General features: G+C 67.3%; 12 protein-coding genes. 2 read left to right on the top strand and 10 right to left on the bottom strand.

Translation table 11 applies throughout. The features are described from left to right. Nucleotides 1-32: 32 nt before the first annotated feature. A complete protein-coding gene (locus AC20117_RS08705) occupies nt 33-599 on the bottom strand; it encodes a helix-turn-helix domain-containing protein (RefSeq protein ID WP_236777482.1) in 567 nt (188 codons plus the stop codon). A 65-nt stretch (nt 600-664) separates the two neighbouring features. Here AC20117_RS08705 and AC20117_RS08700 point away from each other — a divergent pair, with 65 nt between their 5' ends. Both AC20117_RS08700 and AC20117_RS08695 read left to right on the top strand, forming a co-directional pair. Then, nucleotides 665-1,534 (top strand): class I SAM-dependent methyltransferase, encoded by an 870-nt coding sequence (locus AC20117_RS08700; protein ID WP_074700070.1) that lies wholly within the window; start codon nt 665-667, stop codon nt 1,532-1,534. Between the two features lie 330 nt (nt 1,535-1,864). Continuing rightward, nucleotides 1,865-2,827: an NAD(P)/FAD-dependent oxidoreductase gene (locus tag AC20117_RS08695; RefSeq protein WP_236777481.1), complete on the top strand. Its 963-nt coding sequence runs from the start codon at nt 1,865-1,867 to the stop codon at nt 2,825-2,827. A 76-nt stretch (nt 2,828-2,903) separates the two neighbouring features. Here the strand turns inward: AC20117_RS08695 and AC20117_RS08690 are convergent, their stop codons facing one another. The 9 genes from AC20117_RS08690 to AC20117_RS08650 form a co-directional block, all read right to left on the bottom strand. Next, nucleotides 2,904-4,031: a PLP-dependent cysteine synthase family protein gene (locus AC20117_RS08690; protein WP_074700071.1), complete on the bottom strand. Its 1,128-nt coding sequence runs from the start codon at nt 4,029-4,031 to the stop codon at nt 2,904-2,906. A 35-nt stretch (nt 4,032-4,066) separates the two neighbouring features. After that, on the bottom strand, nt 4,067-5,140 hold the full coding sequence (locus AC20117_RS08685) for a YeiH family protein (RefSeq protein WP_074700072.1): 1,074 nt from the start codon (nt 5,138-5,140) through the stop codon (nt 4,067-4,069). A gap of 75 nt (nt 5,141-5,215) precedes the next feature. Further along, on the bottom strand, nt 5,216-6,793 hold the full coding sequence (locus AC20117_RS08680; protein WP_083339658.1) for an APC family permease: 1,578 nt from the start codon (nt 6,791-6,793) through the stop codon (nt 5,216-5,218). A gap of 43 nt (nt 6,794-6,836) precedes the next feature. Then, the gene (gene pta / locus AC20117_RS08675) at nt 6,837-7,889 is read right to left on the bottom strand and encodes a phosphate acetyltransferase (RefSeq protein WP_074703115.1); all 1,053 of its coding nucleotides are present in this window, start codon (nt 7,887-7,889) and stop codon (nt 6,837-6,839) included. Between the two features lie 47 nt (nt 7,890-7,936). Next, nucleotides 7,937-9,307, bottom strand: coding sequence for an aspartate aminotransferase family protein (locus AC20117_RS08670; protein WP_074700073.1), 1,371 nt, complete (start codon nt 9,305-9,307; stop codon nt 7,937-7,939). Nucleotides 9,308-9,441: 134 nt separating this feature from the next. Further along, nucleotides 9,442-10,659: an alanine racemase gene (gene alr / locus AC20117_RS08665; protein WP_074700074.1), complete on the bottom strand. Its 1,218-nt coding sequence runs from the start codon at nt 10,657-10,659 to the stop codon at nt 9,442-9,444. A 242-nt stretch (nt 10,660-10,901) separates the two neighbouring features. Beyond that, the gene (pdxR, locus tag AC20117_RS08660; protein WP_083339938.1) at nt 10,902-12,470 is read right to left on the bottom strand and encodes a MocR-like pyridoxine biosynthesis transcription factor PdxR; all 1,569 of its coding nucleotides are present in this window, start codon (nt 12,468-12,470) and stop codon (nt 10,902-10,904) included. Continuing rightward, nucleotides 12,436-13,329: a universal stress protein gene (locus AC20117_RS08655; RefSeq protein ID WP_074700075.1), complete on the bottom strand. Its 894-nt coding sequence runs from the start codon at nt 13,327-13,329 to the stop codon at nt 12,436-12,438. Before AC20117_RS08655 ends, pdxR begins: the two co-directional genes overlap by 35 nt. Nucleotides 13,330-13,485: 156 nt before the next feature. Continuing rightward, nucleotides 13,486-15,003 (bottom strand): helix-turn-helix transcriptional regulator, encoded by a 1,518-nt coding sequence (locus tag AC20117_RS08650; protein WP_074700076.1) that lies wholly within the window; start codon nt 15,001-15,003, stop codon nt 13,486-13,488. Between the last annotated feature and the right edge of the window lie 30 nt (nt 15,004-15,033).

Raw genomic sequence — 15,033 nt, 5'->3', positions numbered from 1 at the left:
ACCATTCGTCTCGCGGGAGTCGATAGGCATTCTTAGCTCAATCGCTCCGGAGGGTGAAGATGTGCGCGTTCTCCGCCGTGGTCGAAGATGCTCAGGATCTCCACCGGCCCGTCGTGGGCAGCAACAAGGTGCGGGACCATGGTGGAGAACTCCGCGGCCTGCCCCTCGTGCACGAGAATGGTGCGGTCCCCGAGCAGCAGGCTAACGGTTCCCGACAAAACGGTGAACCACTCGCGGCCTGGATGCACGCTACGGTCGACGTCGGCCATGGAGCGTTCGGATGTGATGCGCATCTTGGCCACGGTGGTCCCGTTCGCCGAGTGCTCGCGTGAGAGCAGCCAGCTGGTCAACCCTTGTTGGTGTTCGGGCTCGGGGCGGATGACGACGTCCTCGTCCGATGTGGGCTCGACCAGCTGGTCAAGTGTGGTGCCAAGCGCCTTGGCCAGAGGTACCAGCTGGTCCAGGGCAATCCTGCGGTGTCCTGTTTCAATACGGCTCAGTGTGGATGGACTTAGGAAGCAGCGTGCGGCAAGTGCGTCCAGAGACCAGCCCTTGGCCAGTCGCAAGCCCTTGATGCGTTGGCGAATTACAGTATCCATAGAAAGTTCTTGCGTCATACGCAAGAGTGTATGCCACTGAAGCATTACCTGGTTACGCTTGATCCATGAGAACTGAGCATTCACGCGGACACCACCACGGTCACCAGCAGGGCCGGCACAACGAGGACCAGCAGTCGCACGAACCGGGCCTGGCCGAAACGCTGGACCTCGATGCCCTCCTGCTACACGAGCATCTGCAGGAGATCTTCGATTGGACCGCCAAACACCAGCCGGCTCCGGGCACCATTGTGGACCTGGGCGCGGGAACGGGCACCGGAACCCTCGGCCTGACGCGAACCTTTCCCCAGGCCAGCGTCGTGGCAGTCGATCAGTCCGAGTTCATGCTCGCTCACCTGGCCTCGGCGGTTGAGAAAAACCAGCTGTCGGACCGGGTTTCCACCCTGCAAGTGGACCTCGATGCCACATGGCCCGAACTTGCCGACATCGACCTGATTTGGGCGGCATCCTCAATGCACCACATGAGCGACCCGGCCAACATCTTGAGCCAGATCGGCAAAACGCTGGCACCGGGGGGCCTGCTGGTGGTCGTGGAAATGGATACTTTGCCGCGCCACCTGCCCGATGACCTTGGATTCGGTGCCCCGGGGCTCGAACAGCGCCTCCACGATGCTGTGGCAATTGCTGGCTGGAACGCGCACCCGAATTGGGCCCCGGCCATCCGGGAAGCTGGAATGGAGATCGCCGAACAGCGCACCTTTACTTACGGCACGGATGAAAACCGGGAACTGATTGCGCACAACGCCCAGACGTTCCTCTCCAGGATGCGCACCAGCCTGGGAGACACCCTGTCAGCGGAGGACCTTGCCACCATCGACCAGTTGCTTGATCCCCATGGCCCGCAGTCCCTGACCAGACGCACAGACCTGTCGATGCGCGGAAGCCGCACCGTGTGGGCCGCACGTCCGGGGCGCTAAGCTCCCTCGCGCCGCAAGGGCCCGGCGGGCTTCCTTGGACGGCTTGGCGCGCACATTCATGCGCTCGCCCCGGAGCCCGAAAAGGCTGAGGAACACCACCCGGCTGGCGTCGGCCCACCCGAACCCATGCGGCGTGCGGGTATCGAAAGTACGTACAGCCACCCATAGCCCTCGTGGGTTCGAAGATCCCCATTCTCGGATAGCCTCCCGGCGGAATCACAAGCTCGAATGCCTGAAGCCCCTCCGGAGACATGGCCCAGCGGCAGGATCATCATCTCAAACTAGCGTCGGCACAATGCGCGGCGAACAACTCGACTTGGAGCAAAACACATGGAAATGCAGACAAAGGACTACGACGTGGCAATCATTGGCGGCGGGGCCGCTGGGCTCAGTGCCGCACAGGCGCTGGGAAGGTCGAGGCGTTCGGTCGTTGTCATCGACGCGGGCGAACCACGCAACGCACCGGCGGCCGCCATGCACAACTTCCTCTCCCGCGACGGGATGAACCCACTGGAACTGCTCAAGGAAGGGCGCGGAGAACTCGTCAAGTACGGCGTCGAGGTGATCAAAACCCGCGCATTGGACAGCCGGCACAGCGACGCCGGATTCACCATCACCCTTGGCAACGGCACGGAGGTCTCGGCGCGCCGACTCATTCTTGCCACCGGACTGAAAGACCAACTGCCCGACATCGCCGGCCTAGCCGAAAACTGGGGCAATGACGTGCTGCACTGCCCGTACTGCCACGGCTGGGAGGTCAAGGACCTGCGCCTCGGCGTTGTCGACAGCGCCATGGCGATGCACCAGTCGCAGATGTTCACCCAGTGGTCCAATAATGTCACCCTGTTCAAGGACCCGAACAAGGTGCTTGCTGCCGAGGAACTCGAACAACTGGAAGCGCTGGGTGTGGAAGTCGTGGAGGCGGTGGTTACCGCTGTGCTCGGCGAGGCGGGCTCCGTGCAGGGCGTTGAACTCAGCGACGGAACGCAACGTGAGATCGACGCGTTGGTCATTATGCCGAACTTCGACGTCGATGTCTCCTGCGTGAAATCTCTTGGGCTGGTGACGCAGGAGCACGTCTCGGGCCTCGGCCGGCACGTGCCCGTCGACGATGGAGGCCAGACCGAGGTGCCGGGGCTCTGGCTTGCAGGAAATGTCGCCAACCCTATGGCTCAGGTCATCATGGCCGCCGCCGACGGACTCGGCATGGGTCTTAGGGTGAATGCCGACCTCATGCAGGAAGAGTTCGCTCGTAAAGTGGCCGAGTTGCGCATGAAAAAGGCGGCGGTCTAGAGCGTGGGTCAGTAACAATAAACAATGAGTCTTCGCCTCTGACCGCCGAGCTGCCCGGCAGTGTCTTGCCCGCCGTTTAGGACAGCGTGCCTGTGTTCATGAAGGTTTCCAACCGGCTGTAGTACGGTCCGACGTCGATCTTGTTCTCCGCCAGCCATTGATCCGAGTAGTACTTATCGAGGTACCGGTCCCCCGGGTCGCAGATCAACGACACGACGCTGCCCTGCTGGCCGGTATTGATCATTTCGGAGATGATCCGGAACGCCGACCATAGGCCTGTTCCGGTCGACGCTCCTGTCCGCCGGCCGAGCAGTTCGGCCAGCAGGCGGATGGAGGCCATGGCCGCGGCGTCAGGGACGCGCATCATGCGGTCGATGGCGGACCCGATGAAGCTGGCTTCAACGCGTTGGCGGCCGATGCCCTCGATCCGGGAGCCGGTAGCCGTGGTTACGCTGGCGTCCTGCTCCCGCCAGGCCGGGAAGAAGGCGGAGTTTTCCGGATCGGCGACGCAGATGCCGGTGACCCGCCCGGTATAGCGGATGTAGCGGGCGAGCGTGGCGGAGGTGCCGCCGGTGCCGGCGGTAGCGACGATCCAAGCCGGCTCCGGGTGCCGCTCCTGCGACATCTGGTCGAAGATCGATTCGGCGATGTTGTTGTTGCCGCGCCAGTCGGTGGCCCGCTCGGCGTAGGTGAACTGGTCCATGTAGTGGCCGCCGGTTTGCTGCGCGAGGGCTGCCGCGGCCTCGTAGACCTCGTTCGGGTTCTCCACGAAATGGCACTGGCCCCCGTAGAACTCGATGAGCTGGACCTTTTGCAGGCTGGTGGACCGGGCCATGACCGCGATGAACGGGACGCCGATGAGGCGCGCAAAGTACGCCTCGGAAATGGCCGTGGAGCCACTGGAGGCTTCGATGACCGGTTTGCCGGGCCGGATCCAGCCGTTGCACAGCGCGTGGAGGAACAGGGACCTGGCCAGCCGGTGCTTCAGCGAGCCGGTGGGATGGGTGGACTCGTCTTTCAGGTAGAGGTCCACGCCCCACTGTTCCGGCAGCGGCACGGCAAGCAGATGCGTGTCGGAAGAGCGGTTGGCGTCCGCCTGGACCTTCGCCAGCGCCTCGGCCAGCCAAATGCGGTAGCCGGCGTCGTACCGGTCGACGTCCTCTTCGGCGTGGACCTGCGGGGTGGCTGGGGTGGGGACGGTCATCGCTTCCTTCCAAAATGTTGCTCGGCGAAAGAAGCTTACTGCAGCAGCAGGATCCCGCCGTAGGCCAGGCCGGCGATCAGCGCCCAGGAACACAGTGCCATCAGCACGGCGCTGCCGCGGGAGCTGAACAGTTCGCGCATGCGCACGGCCGAGCCCAGCCCGAAGAGCGCGGCGGCAAGCAGCACGTCCTGGACAATGGTCGCCGCCTCCAGCACGCCCTCAGGCACCGGCAGCAGGGAGCGCACGGCCACCAGCGCGACGAACCCGAGGATGAAGGCCGGCACGATCGGCGGCAGCTTCAGGTGCTCGGAGCCGGCGGTCCCCTTGTGGCCGCGGCGGCTGATGATGCCGGTGACGGCCACCATGGGCGCCAGCGTGAGCACACGGGTCAGCTTGATGACGATGGCGACGGCGAGCGCGGCGGTTCCCGCGGTCTGCGCGGTGGCGACCACCTGGCCGACGTCGTGCACTGAAGCGCCCACCCACTGGCCGAAGGCCAGCGGCCCCAGGCCCAGCGGCTGCATAAGCAGCGGCAGCACGGCGATGGCCAGGGTGCCGCACAGGGTCACCAGCGCCACCGGAATCACCGTGTCCTGCTGCTTGGACCGGCGCACCGCGCTCATCGCGCCGATGGCTGAGGCGCCGCAGATGGAGAAGCCGGTGGCGATCAGCAGCGGCTGGTCGCCCGGCAGCCGGAAGGCCTTGCCCAGCAGGTACGTACCGCCGAAGGCCAGAAGCACGACGGCGACAATCACCGCGAACGTGGCCCAGCCCAGTTCCAGCACGTCCACCACACTGAGCTTCAGGCCCAGCAGGACGATGCCGGCACGCATCAGCCGCTTGCCGGCGAAATCCAGGCCCTTCCGCCATGGGCCGACGGTGAGGCGCGAGATCCCGGGCAGGTTTGCCGCGAGCACGCCCATGATCACGGCCAGGGTCATCACCGGCACGGCCGGCATCAGCAGGTGCAGGGCGAACGCCGCCGGCACGGCAACGGCGCAGGCGGTGAGGCCGGGCCAGTTCCGCCCCAGCCACTCTGCCAGCGAGCGCAGCCGCGATTGTTTCCCGGCCGGACCGCCCTTTACCGTCTGTGTCACGGTGTTCACCATAGTCGTTTTCCTTTCCGTTCATGGCGGCCGGTGCGCCGCGGGGATGTCCGCGGCGCACCGGCCGTGCAGTCTTGGCTAGACCGACGTCGTGTCGCCCTGGGCCCGCTGCGCGTTCTTGTCCTTGATGGCGAATCCTTCCGGCCGGGGCTTGCCCAGCACCAGCAGATCCACCTGCTCGTTGGTCAGCGTCCGGTTGTGCTTGCGCCGCAGCAGGAAGAAGACCACGCCCACCACAATCCAGATCAGCAGGGCCGTCATGGACTCCGGGCCGAGCATGGCAGGCGAGCCGGGCAACAGCAGCAGCGCCATGAAGGACACCGAGATGACGGCGCCGACCATGCTGAGCACCTTCTTCGTCGTCGAACGCGTGCCTTCCAGATCGCCGGGACGGGGTGCCGAGCCGGAGCTGCGGAAGAGCTTGAAGGCGCACAGGCAGGTGTACAGGTAGGCCACGGTGACGCCGACGGCGGACATGTTGACCACCCATTCCAGCGCCGCCCGGCCGAACCAAGGGGTCACCAGGCAGAAGGCGCCGACAAACAGGATGCCCACGTACGGCGTCTTGTGCTTCGGGTGCAGCTTGGCGAAGACCTGCGGGACCATCTGCGCCCGGCCCATGGCCAGCAGGATGCGGCTGGCGGAAACGTAGAACCCATTCAGCCCGGTGGTCACGCCCATGGTGATGCCGATGGCCAGCAGCAGCATGCCGCCGCCGCCCAGCAGACCGGTCACCGCATCCGCCGTGCCCCAGGCCGACTGGCCGGAAACGAGCGCTTCCCACGGTTCGGCAACAGCGACGGCGGCGATCATGGCCGCGTACAGCAGGGCCGCGGCGAGCAGCGCCAGCACGATCAGCTTCATGGCCTTGCTCGGCGGGAAGTCGAACTCCTCGGCGGCCTGCGGCACGTTGTCGAAACCGATGTAGGCCCACGGCGCAATGGCGACGATCGCCAGGATTGCGGTCAGCGGCGAGACGCCCTGGGGGAAGGCGGGCGCGGCGTTGCTGACCAGGCTGTCGGGATGGATCAGGACCGCCGTCAGGATGCAGCCCACCGCGATCAACATGATCACGCAGGCGATGAACTGGACCCGGCCGGACAGTGCCGTGCCGCGGATGTTCAGGTAGGCGAAGACCGCCAGCGCGGTGATCGAGATGAGCACTTCCACCATGTACACGTCGTAGCCGGCAATGGTGTAGAGGTAGCCCTGCTGGACCACCCCGGGCAGCAGTTTCCGGAACAGCAGCGCCAGCGCCGAGGCGTTCAGCGCCACGATGCAGGTGTAGCCCAGGGTCAGGAACCAGCCGCAGAAGAAGGCGTGGGTCCGGCCGAAGCCCACCAGCGCGAACGCCAGCTCGCCGCCCGAGACGGGGAAGCTGCGGATCAGGAAGCCGTAGCTGACGGCAATCAGCACCATCAACCCGCCGCCGATGAGGAAGCCGCTCATCGCGCCCACCGGTCCCGCCGCGGCGATCCAGTCGGTGGGCAGGATGAACGCGCCCCAGCCGACGGCCGAGCCGAGGGCGATGGCCCAGACCCAGCTGGGCTTGAGGGTCTTCGCCAGCCGCTCGGGCTGGTCGGGTCCGGGGGTTGCCGCCGGTCCGGCCGAAGCTCCGCGGCCGGCCACGTTGCCGGTCTCAGTTGTTGCTTTCATGTAAACCTCATTCTCCAGGGACAGAGGTCTCTGCCCGTGCGGGCTACAGTCCGGAGGGACCGAGCCTGGTGACGCTGGTTTGGGATTGCAAAACGCTGATGATCGCTACATTGACGACGTCGGCCGCGGTGCAGCCGCGGGAGAGGTCGTTGACGGGCAGGGCGAGCCCCTGCAGGATCGGCCCGTAGGCCGCCGCTCCGCCGAGCCGCTGGGTGATCTTGTAGCCGATGTTGCCCGCGGCGAGATTGGGAAAGATGAAGACGTTGGCGTGCCCGGCGACGCCGGAATCCGGCGCCTTGCTGCGGGCCACGGATTCGAGCAGGGCGGCGTCGAACTGCAGTTCGCCGTCGACGGCCAGCCCCGGCTCGCGGTCCCGCACGATGGCGGTGGCCTCGCGGACCCGGGACACGCTGGCATGGTCGGCGCTGCCCATGGTGCTGAAGGACAGCATGGCCACCTGCGGCTCTTCGCCGGTGAGGGCCGCGAACGTGCGGCTGGTGGCCACCGCCACCTCGGCGAGCTGGCCGGCGTCGGGCTCCGGCAGCACGGCGCAGTCGCCGTAGCCGAACGTCCGGCCATCCTGCAGGTGCATCAGGAAGCTGCTGCTCACGCAGTCGGAACCCTCCGCCGTGCCGACCACGCGCAACGCCGCGCGCAGTACGTCGGCAGTGGGCCGGTTCGCGCCGGCCACGCAGGCATCGGCGTCGTCCGCGGCCAGCGCCGCCATGGCCAGGAACAGCGGATCGGCCAGCCAAGCCTCGGCGGTTCCGGGTTTGCGCCCGGCCGCGCGCTCGGCGAGTAGCTCCCCCGCCCCGGAGCGGCGCACCTGCTCCGGGGCCAGGATAACGACGTCGGACGGCAGCTTCACGCCGGCGGCTGCGGCCGAGCGGCGGATTTCGGCCGGCTCGTCGACCAGCACGGGCACGATGCCCAGGCCGGCCAGCTCGGCGGCCGCGGCGAGGACCCGTTCGTCCCGCCCGTCCGCCAGCACCACCCGGTTCCGGTCCCCGGCGAGGCGGGCGCACCAGCCGGCCTGCAACTGGTTATCCGCCGGTTGCTTCTCCGCCAGCCGACGGCCGGCAATCTGCGTGGTCATGCTGTACACCGACTCTCCGGTCCGGACGTGTTGAGCTGCTTCATTGCCTAGAGCCCCAAATGCTTGTCCGTGGCGGACATGACGTGGTCCACCTTGGTCAACAGGTCATCCAGCACGGCCTGGTCGGCGACCAGTGGCGGCGAGAGCACCAGCATGGTGGCGCCGCGGTTGTCCGGGCGGGTGATCAGGTTGACCTCGCGCATGGCCTTGGGCATCACGCTGCCGAGGAGCTCCTTGGACTGCTCGGGCGTCAGGGTACGTCCGCTCTCACGGTCGCCGGTGAGCTCGATGGCGTAGAAGAAGCCGGTGCCGCGCCACTCCAGCACGCTGCGGTGGGCGTCGCGGATCTGGTTGAGTCCGGCCTGGAAGTACGGTTCGAGGCTGCGCACGTTGCCCGGGATGTTCTCTTCCTGCAGGGCGCCGAGGTTGGCGACCGCCACCGCCGTCGATACCGGGTGTCCGCCCCAGGTGGCGCCGTGGGTGAAGATGCCGGCGGCCGGGGAATCCAGCAGCGCGTTGGCCAGCGGGGTGCGGATGAGGACTCCGCCCAGCGGCGCGTAGCCGGAGGTGGAACCCTTGGCGAAGGTCAGCAGGTCCGGAACGACGTCGTACTTTGTGCTGCCGAACCACTCGCCCAGACGGCCGAAGCCGCAGATGACCTCGTCCGCGACCAGCAGGATGCCGAAGCGGTCGCAGATGGCGCGCAGTTCCTGCCAGTAGCCCGGCGGCGGGACCAGCGCGCCGCGCGAGTTCTGCACCGGCTCTGCGAACAGGGCGGCGATGGTGTGCGCGCCCTCTTCCTCGATGACCTGCAGGATGGCCTGGATGCTGGGCAGGTCCGCCGCCGTGCCGCCCTCGGGGATGGTCTCGCCGAGCGTGTTGGGCACGTGCCGCACGCCGGGCATCAGTTCGCCGAAGGCTTCCTTGTAGGCGGGGATGCCGGTGACGGCGAGCGCGCCCAGGGTGGTGCCGTGATAGGCCATGTTGCGGGCGATGATCTTGGTCCGCTCGGGCTGGCCCTGGCTGCGGTGGTACTGGCGGGCAAACTTGATCGCGGACTCCACGGCCTCCGAGCCGGAGTTGACGAAGAACGTCACGTCCAGATCGCCCGGGGCCAGGCTGGCGATCGTGGTGGCGGCCTCGACGGCGGCCGGGTGGGCGGAGCCCCAGTTGGTCCAATAGGCCAGCTTGGACATCTGCTTGGTGGCGGCGGCGGGGATGTCGGTGCGGCCGTGGCCCATGTTCACGCAGAACAGCCCGGCCAGGCCGTCCAGGAAGCGGTTGCCGTCCTCGTCGATGAGGTAGCAACCCTCGCCGCTGACGATGATGGGCAGGTTAGGGTCCCGCCAAGCCTTACCGGTGGTGAAGTGCGGAAACAGGTGCCGCTGGGCAAGCGTGCGGTTCTCTGAGTTAGTCACGGGACCCTCCAGTCGAATTCTTTACGATGCATCAGCACTGGGCTGATCGGACCACCATGACCGGATCATGGTGTGGTGTGTATCACTCTGGACTATTGCCAGGACCCACCAAAGACCCAGAATGGGATGACTTTTTAGGTACCAGATCCCCGGTAGACCCGCGGCACCCTCGCCGCGATGCGGGTCAGCACCTCGTACGGAATGGTTCCGGCCGCGTCAGCCCAGTCATCCGCGCTCGGCTCGCCGTCGTCGCCCGGGCCAAACAGGACCACCCGGTCCCCCGCCGCCACCGCGTCATCACCGACGTCGATGATGAACTGGTCCATGCAGACGCGTCCGGTGACGCGGTACCGCCCGCCGCCCACCTGCACCTGGCCGATCCCGCTGGCACTGCGGAAAACGCCGTCGGCGTAGCCCAGGGGCACGACGGCGAGGGTAGTTTCCTGCGGCAGGATCTCGGTGTGGCCGTAGGAGACGCCGGAGCCGGCCGGGGCGCGTTTGGTCTGGACGATGGCTCCGGCCAGGGTCATCGCCGGGCGCAGGCGCGGCATGCCCGTGCGATGTTCCACGGGAATCGGATTGATGCCGTAGGTCGCGATGCCGGGGCGGACCATGTCGAAATGGCTCTCGGGCAGGGACAGTGTCGCCGCGGAATTGGCGATATGCCGCAGTGTCGGGCGCAGGCCGGCGGCCCGGGCCAGGTCGCTGGCCTCCTCGAAGACGCGCAGCTGGGCCGCGAGGGACGGATGCCCCGGCTCGTCGGCGCAGGCCAGATGGGACCAGAGCCCCACCACCCGGATCAGTCCGTCCGCCTCCGCTCTCCGGGCCGCCGCCACCAGTTCCGGCCAGTCGGCCGGGGCTGCCCCGCCGCGCCACATCCCGGTATCCGCCTTCAAATGAACGACGGCGGGGCTGCCTGCCGCTTCGGCCGCCTGGACGATTTCGGCCAGCTGGTCCGTGCCGTAGGCCGCCAGTTCGATGTCCCGCTTGATGGCCGCGGCGTAGTCCGTTCCCGGCGAGGCGAGCCACGAAAAGATCGGCGCGGTGACGCCGGCGTCGCGCAGGGCGAAGGCCTCTTCGAGCACGGCCGTTCCCAGACGGGTGGCGCCGCCGGCGAGCGCGGCCTGGGCCACGGGCACGAGGCCGTGGGCATACCCGTCCGCCTTCACCACGGTCATCAGCTCGCCGGACCGGGCGACCGAACGCAGCGTGGCGACGTTCTGGCTGATGGCGTCCAGGTCGATGATGGCGACGCGCTGCGGGTGCTGCTTCGGGTGCGGGTGCGGGTGCGGGTGTGGGTGTGGCTGCGAAGAGGCTTGCGCAGCGGGCCGACCGGCGAGTGTTTCCGTCATGACTGCTCCTTTTGGGTGGGGTGCGGATGGAATTACGGGTGCCTTGGTGGGTCTGGCTCAGGTGGGCCGGGCGCGCGGGAGCACAGCCGGTATCAACACTGTGGGTCACGGGGATCGGCCACGGACAGGGCCAGTCCGGCCCCATTGTTCAGGTACCAGCGGACGGTCGACGCCGATCCTCAGTAGGCCGCCGTCGGGCAACCCTCCACGAGTCCCCAGTCCGCTGGTTCAGCCCGCCGGCTTCACTCCGTCAGTTCGGCGATCACTTTGCCAAGCCGCTCGACGCCCGGCCGGATGTCGGCGATGTCGATGGCGGCAAAGCCAAGCCGAAAGCACTCGCGGTTGGCCAGCGGATCGGCGAAGAACACGTCGCCACGCTCGATCACCACGCCGGCCTCGAGGGCCTTTTCGGCGAGCTGGACGCAGTCGAGCCCCTCCGGTCCGCGGAGCCAAATGCTCACGCCGCCCGGCGGTGCATTCACGTTCCACGGCAGCACTTCGTCGAGTGCCTCGGTGAGGACGGCCCATTTGCGCTGCAGCTGCGTTCGCCGTCGTCGAATGGTTCGGCGGTACTGGCCGGATTCGATGAGCAGGGCCATCGCGCGCTGCAGGTGTCCGGAGATATGCCGCAGCCGGTAGCGGCGCTGGTTCCGCAGTTCGGCCACCAGCTCCGCGTCGGCCACCAGGTAGCCCAGCCGCAGTCCCGGGGCGAGGAACTTCGTGAAGGATCCAAGGTAGATGACGCGTTCGCTGTTCGGCAGCGCCTTCAGTGCCGGTGTCGGTTTTCCGCGGTAACGGAACTCGCTGTCGTAGTCGTCCTCGATGATCAGGGCATCGGCCGCGCGGGCGTCGGCGAGGATCTGGTGCCGGCGCGCGCCGGAGAGCGTCACGTTGGTGGGGCTGTGGTGGCTGGGCGTCAGGTACAACAGCCCGATGCCGTCCAGCCGCTCCGGCGGTACCAGGCCGGCGTCGTCCACCGGCAGCGGCCGCAGCTCGGCGCCGGCGCGGACAAAGGTGTGCCGCGCATCCGTGTAGCCCGGATCCTCAACGCCGACGACGGACCCGGGCTCCATGATGGTGTGCGCCAGCAGGTCCAGCCCCTGCTGTGAGCCCGACGTGATCAGCACATTTTCCGGGGCTGCCTCGATGCCCCGCGCTGGCAGAACCTGCTGGCAGAGCATCCGGACCAGCAGCGGATCGTCCTCGTCGACGCCGTCGCGCAGGCTGTAGTGCAGGTGCGGCGGGTCCAGCGCGTCGCGCAGCGCCTTGGCCCAGCCGAGCCGCGGAAAGTCCTTCTCGTCCACCTGCCCGGCCACAAACGGATACGGGTAGGAGGCCCAGTCGCGCACCTTCGTGATCTCGGGCATCCCGGCATCCAGCCGGCGGCCCAGGTGCCGGGACCAGTCCACCTTCTCGGCTCGGGCAGCCGTGCTGCCATCGGCCGGAGCCGTGCCCTGCAGCATCTGCAGGTTGACGAAAAACCCGCGCCGGGCGTGCGGCTCGATGATGCCCTGCGCCTGCAGTTCCTGGTACGCCGCGTTGACGGTATTGCGCGAAAGCCCCAGTTCGCGCGCCAGCTCCCGCGAGGAAGGCAGCGGCAGCTCCGGGTTCAGGCCGCCGCTGACGATCTGGTGTTCCAGCGCCTCGCGCAGCTGCCGGTAGAGCGGCGCGGTGCTGTCTTCGTTGATGGAGATCGGCGTCCGTACGACGGCGGACGCGACGGCGGCAACCTGCGCCTGCGCCTGCGTCTGCCGGTCCGGCTCCCTGCTCCCGGCGCTAATCACTGTCTGCCGGCAGCTCGGGCTGCTCATCCAGCCGGACATGGTCGCGGGGCACCACTACCATCGGCACCGGCAGAGCACGCAGCATCTTGTTCGCCGTCGTGCCCAGGAAGATCCTGCTGCGCGCCGCGAGCCGGCTGGAGCCGATCACCACCACTTCGCTCTCGTCCCAGTCCAACCGCTCGATGGCATCCTCGATGGAATCGCCGCTCGCCACCGCCGCCGTCACCAGCGTCCGCTTGGCCACGCCCTCCACGGCCTTGGCCAACGCGATCTCCGCATGGCTCTTCGCCCAACTTTCCACCTCGGCTGCCGAACTGCCAGGTCCGGCGTCGAGCGTCACCAGGGAAATCACCCGCAGCGGGACATGGCGCATCGCCGCCGCATCCACCGCCACATCGAGCAGGGTCTCGGCGCCCGGCCGGGTCCCGAGCGCGCACGTGAGCCTGGTGATGTCGCGGGGCGGCCGGTAGCCGGAGGGGGCCAGCGCTACCGGAACGTGGGAGGCATGCAGCAGCGCGTTGGCCACCGAGCCGACCGTGAACCGCTTGAACAAGCCTTTGCTGGCTGCGCCGACCACGATCAGCCTCGCCCCGAATTCCTCCGCCGCCTCGATCAGGCCCTCCGCGAAGGAATCCGCGGTCCGGATGTGCTTGCGCGCGGTGACGTCCGCCGGCACGAGCGCCAGCGCCTTATCCAGCCAAGCGTCGGCCCGTCCGGCGAGATACTGCTGGTATTCGCGCTCCTGCGCCAGCCGGAGCTGGTCCCCCGGTCCCGGGAGGACATGCACCAGATCGAGCTCCGCGCCAGGCGCCCGGGCCAGGGCGCGCGCCAAGGCAATGGCTTCGCGGCCGCGTTCGTCCTCGGTGCAGCCGACCACGTATCGCATCTATCCAGCCTCCATTGGCTCAGGCCGCGCGCGACGGCACCGTTGCTTCGTGTCCGCCCATCACTACCAGCCGAGGGTGCGGGTTGGAAACACCAGCACCCATTATGACGTACGTCACCGCCCCGCCGGTCAAGCCATGAACGACGACGGCGGGAGTCAGTCCTCCGGCGAGTGCTGGGCGAGGAAGGAATACACTTCCGTCTCGTCCACGCCGGGGAACGCGCCCTGGGGCATGGCGGCGAGCAGGTGGGTCTGGGCGCGGGCGCTGGGCCATGCGTGGCCCGACCACTGGTCCAGCAGCGACTTCGGTGGGCGGCGGCAGCACTGCTCGTCCGGGCAGGTGGAGGTGGAGCGCTCCGTGGTGTCCCGCCCGCGGAACCACTTCACGTGGACGTAGGGCACCCCGATGCTCAGCGAGAACTTGCCGGCGGCGGAGCGCTCGGTGCGGGCCGTGCACCAGAATGTTCCCACCGACGTGTCTGTGTATTGGTTGTAAGCGCTGAACTGGTCCGGCACCTCGAATACCGCGCGCGAGGTCCAGTAGCGGCAGATGCTCTGCCCCTCGATCGCGCCGATGTGATCCGACGGGAAGTTCACGCCGTCGTTCTCATAAGCCTTGTGGATAATCCCGCTTTCATGGACCTTCTGGAAGTGCACCGAAATGCCCAGGTGCTCGGTGGCGAGGTTGGTGAAGCGGTGGGCGGCGGTTTCATAGGAAACGGCGAAGGCGTCGCGGATGTCCTCCACAGCCAGTTCCTTGGCGTTCTTGGCCTGCTGCAGAAAGTCCACCGTGGCCTTCTCCGGCATCATCAGCGACGCAGCAAAATAGTTGGTCGCCACGCGCTGCCGGAGAAATTCCGCATAACTTTCCGGCGTATCGTGGCCGAGCACATAGTGCCCCAGGGCCTGCAAAAGGATGGAACGGGTGCTGTGCTCGGAGCGCTGCGACTGCGTGAGGTAGATCCGCATGTTCTTCAGATCCGTCACCGACCGCGTGGAATGCGGTAGGTCGGACACGTCGTGCAGGCTGAAGCCCAGGTGGGCCGCGATGTCCGCGACGAGGTGGTGGGACAGCGGGCCGGTGGTGTGGCCGACGGCCTTGAGCACCCGCTCGGCTTCCTGCTCGATCTCCGGGAAGTAGTTGTTCTGCTCGCGCATTTTCTTCCGCAGCTCCGCATTGGCGCGGCGGGCTTCCTCCGGCGTGGCGAGCTGTTCGTTGAGCCTGCGCTCCAGCTCGCCCTGCAAGCCCAGGAGCGACTCGAGCACGTCCATGGGCAGCCTCGAGCTGATGCGGACTTTGGGCAGGCCGAGCGACTGGTAGAGCGGCCCGCGCTGGGCACGTTCCAGTTCGATTTCCAGGGCAGCGCGGCGACTGGGCGGTTCGGTGCCGAGCAGCTGGTCCATGCTGACTTCGAGGGCCTTGGCGAGCGACTGCAGCATGCCGAGTTTGGGCTCGCGCTTGCCGTTCTCGATCAGCGACAGCTGCGACGGCGCGGTGCCGACGGCGGCGCCCAGGTCGTCGAGGGTCTTGCCTTGCGACTTACGCAAGTGGCGCACGCGGCGACCGAGGCTGATCAGGTCGATGTCGCCGTCGTTGGTTGGCTCAACAGAGGCCTTCGCGGGGCGGTGCCAGCTGGTAGAAGTCATTTCTTGAGGATACGCGAAGAAACGCAAATCTTTCCAGCATTTTGGTCTAGATAACCC

The sequence above is a fragment of the Arthrobacter crystallopoietes genome, from assembly GCF_002849715.1.
GTDB classification, from domain to species: Bacteria; Actinomycetota; Actinomycetes; order Actinomycetales; family Micrococcaceae; genus Crystallibacter; species Crystallibacter crystallopoietes.
This window is presented reverse-complemented; position numbering and strand designations above follow the sequence as displayed.

What these genes read in the sequence shown, in the direction of transcription:
- AC20117_RS08705 (WP_236777482.1), bottom strand. Translation starts at nt 599, where the DNA reads ATGGATACTGTAATTCGCCAACGCATCAAGGGCTTGCGACTGGCCAAG.
- AC20117_RS08700 (WP_074700070.1), top strand. Translation starts at nt 665, where the DNA reads ATGAGAACTGAGCATTCACGCGGACACCACCACGGTCACCAGCAGGGC.
- AC20117_RS08695 (WP_236777481.1), top strand. Translation starts at nt 1,865, where the DNA reads ATGGAAATGCAGACAAAGGACTACGACGTGGCAATCATTGGCGGCGGG.
- AC20117_RS08690 (WP_074700071.1), bottom strand. Translation starts at nt 4,031, where the DNA reads ATGACCGTCCCCACCCCAGCCACCCCGCAGGTCCACGCCGAAGAGGAC.
- AC20117_RS08685 (WP_074700072.1), bottom strand. Translation starts at nt 5,140, where the DNA reads ATGGTGAACACCGTGACACAGACGGTAAAGGGCGGTCCGGCCGGGAAA.
- AC20117_RS08680 (WP_083339658.1), bottom strand. Translation starts at nt 6,793, where the DNA reads ATGAAAGCAACAACTGAGACCGGCAACGTGGCCGGCCGCGGAGCTTCG.
- pta (WP_074703115.1), bottom strand. Translation starts at nt 7,889, where the DNA reads ATGACCACGCAGATTGCCGGCCGTCGGCTGGCGGAGAAGCAACCGGCG.
- alr (WP_074700074.1), bottom strand. Translation starts at nt 10,659, where the DNA reads ATGACGGAAACACTCGCCGGTCGGCCCGCTGCGCAAGCCTCTTCGCAG.
- pdxR (WP_083339938.1), bottom strand. Translation starts at nt 12,470, where the DNA reads ATGAGCAGCCCGAGCTGCCGGCAGACAGTGATTAGCGCCGGGAGCAGG.
- AC20117_RS08655 (WP_074700075.1), bottom strand. Translation starts at nt 13,329, where the DNA reads ATGCGATACGTGGTCGGCTGCACCGAGGACGAACGCGGCCGCGAAGCC.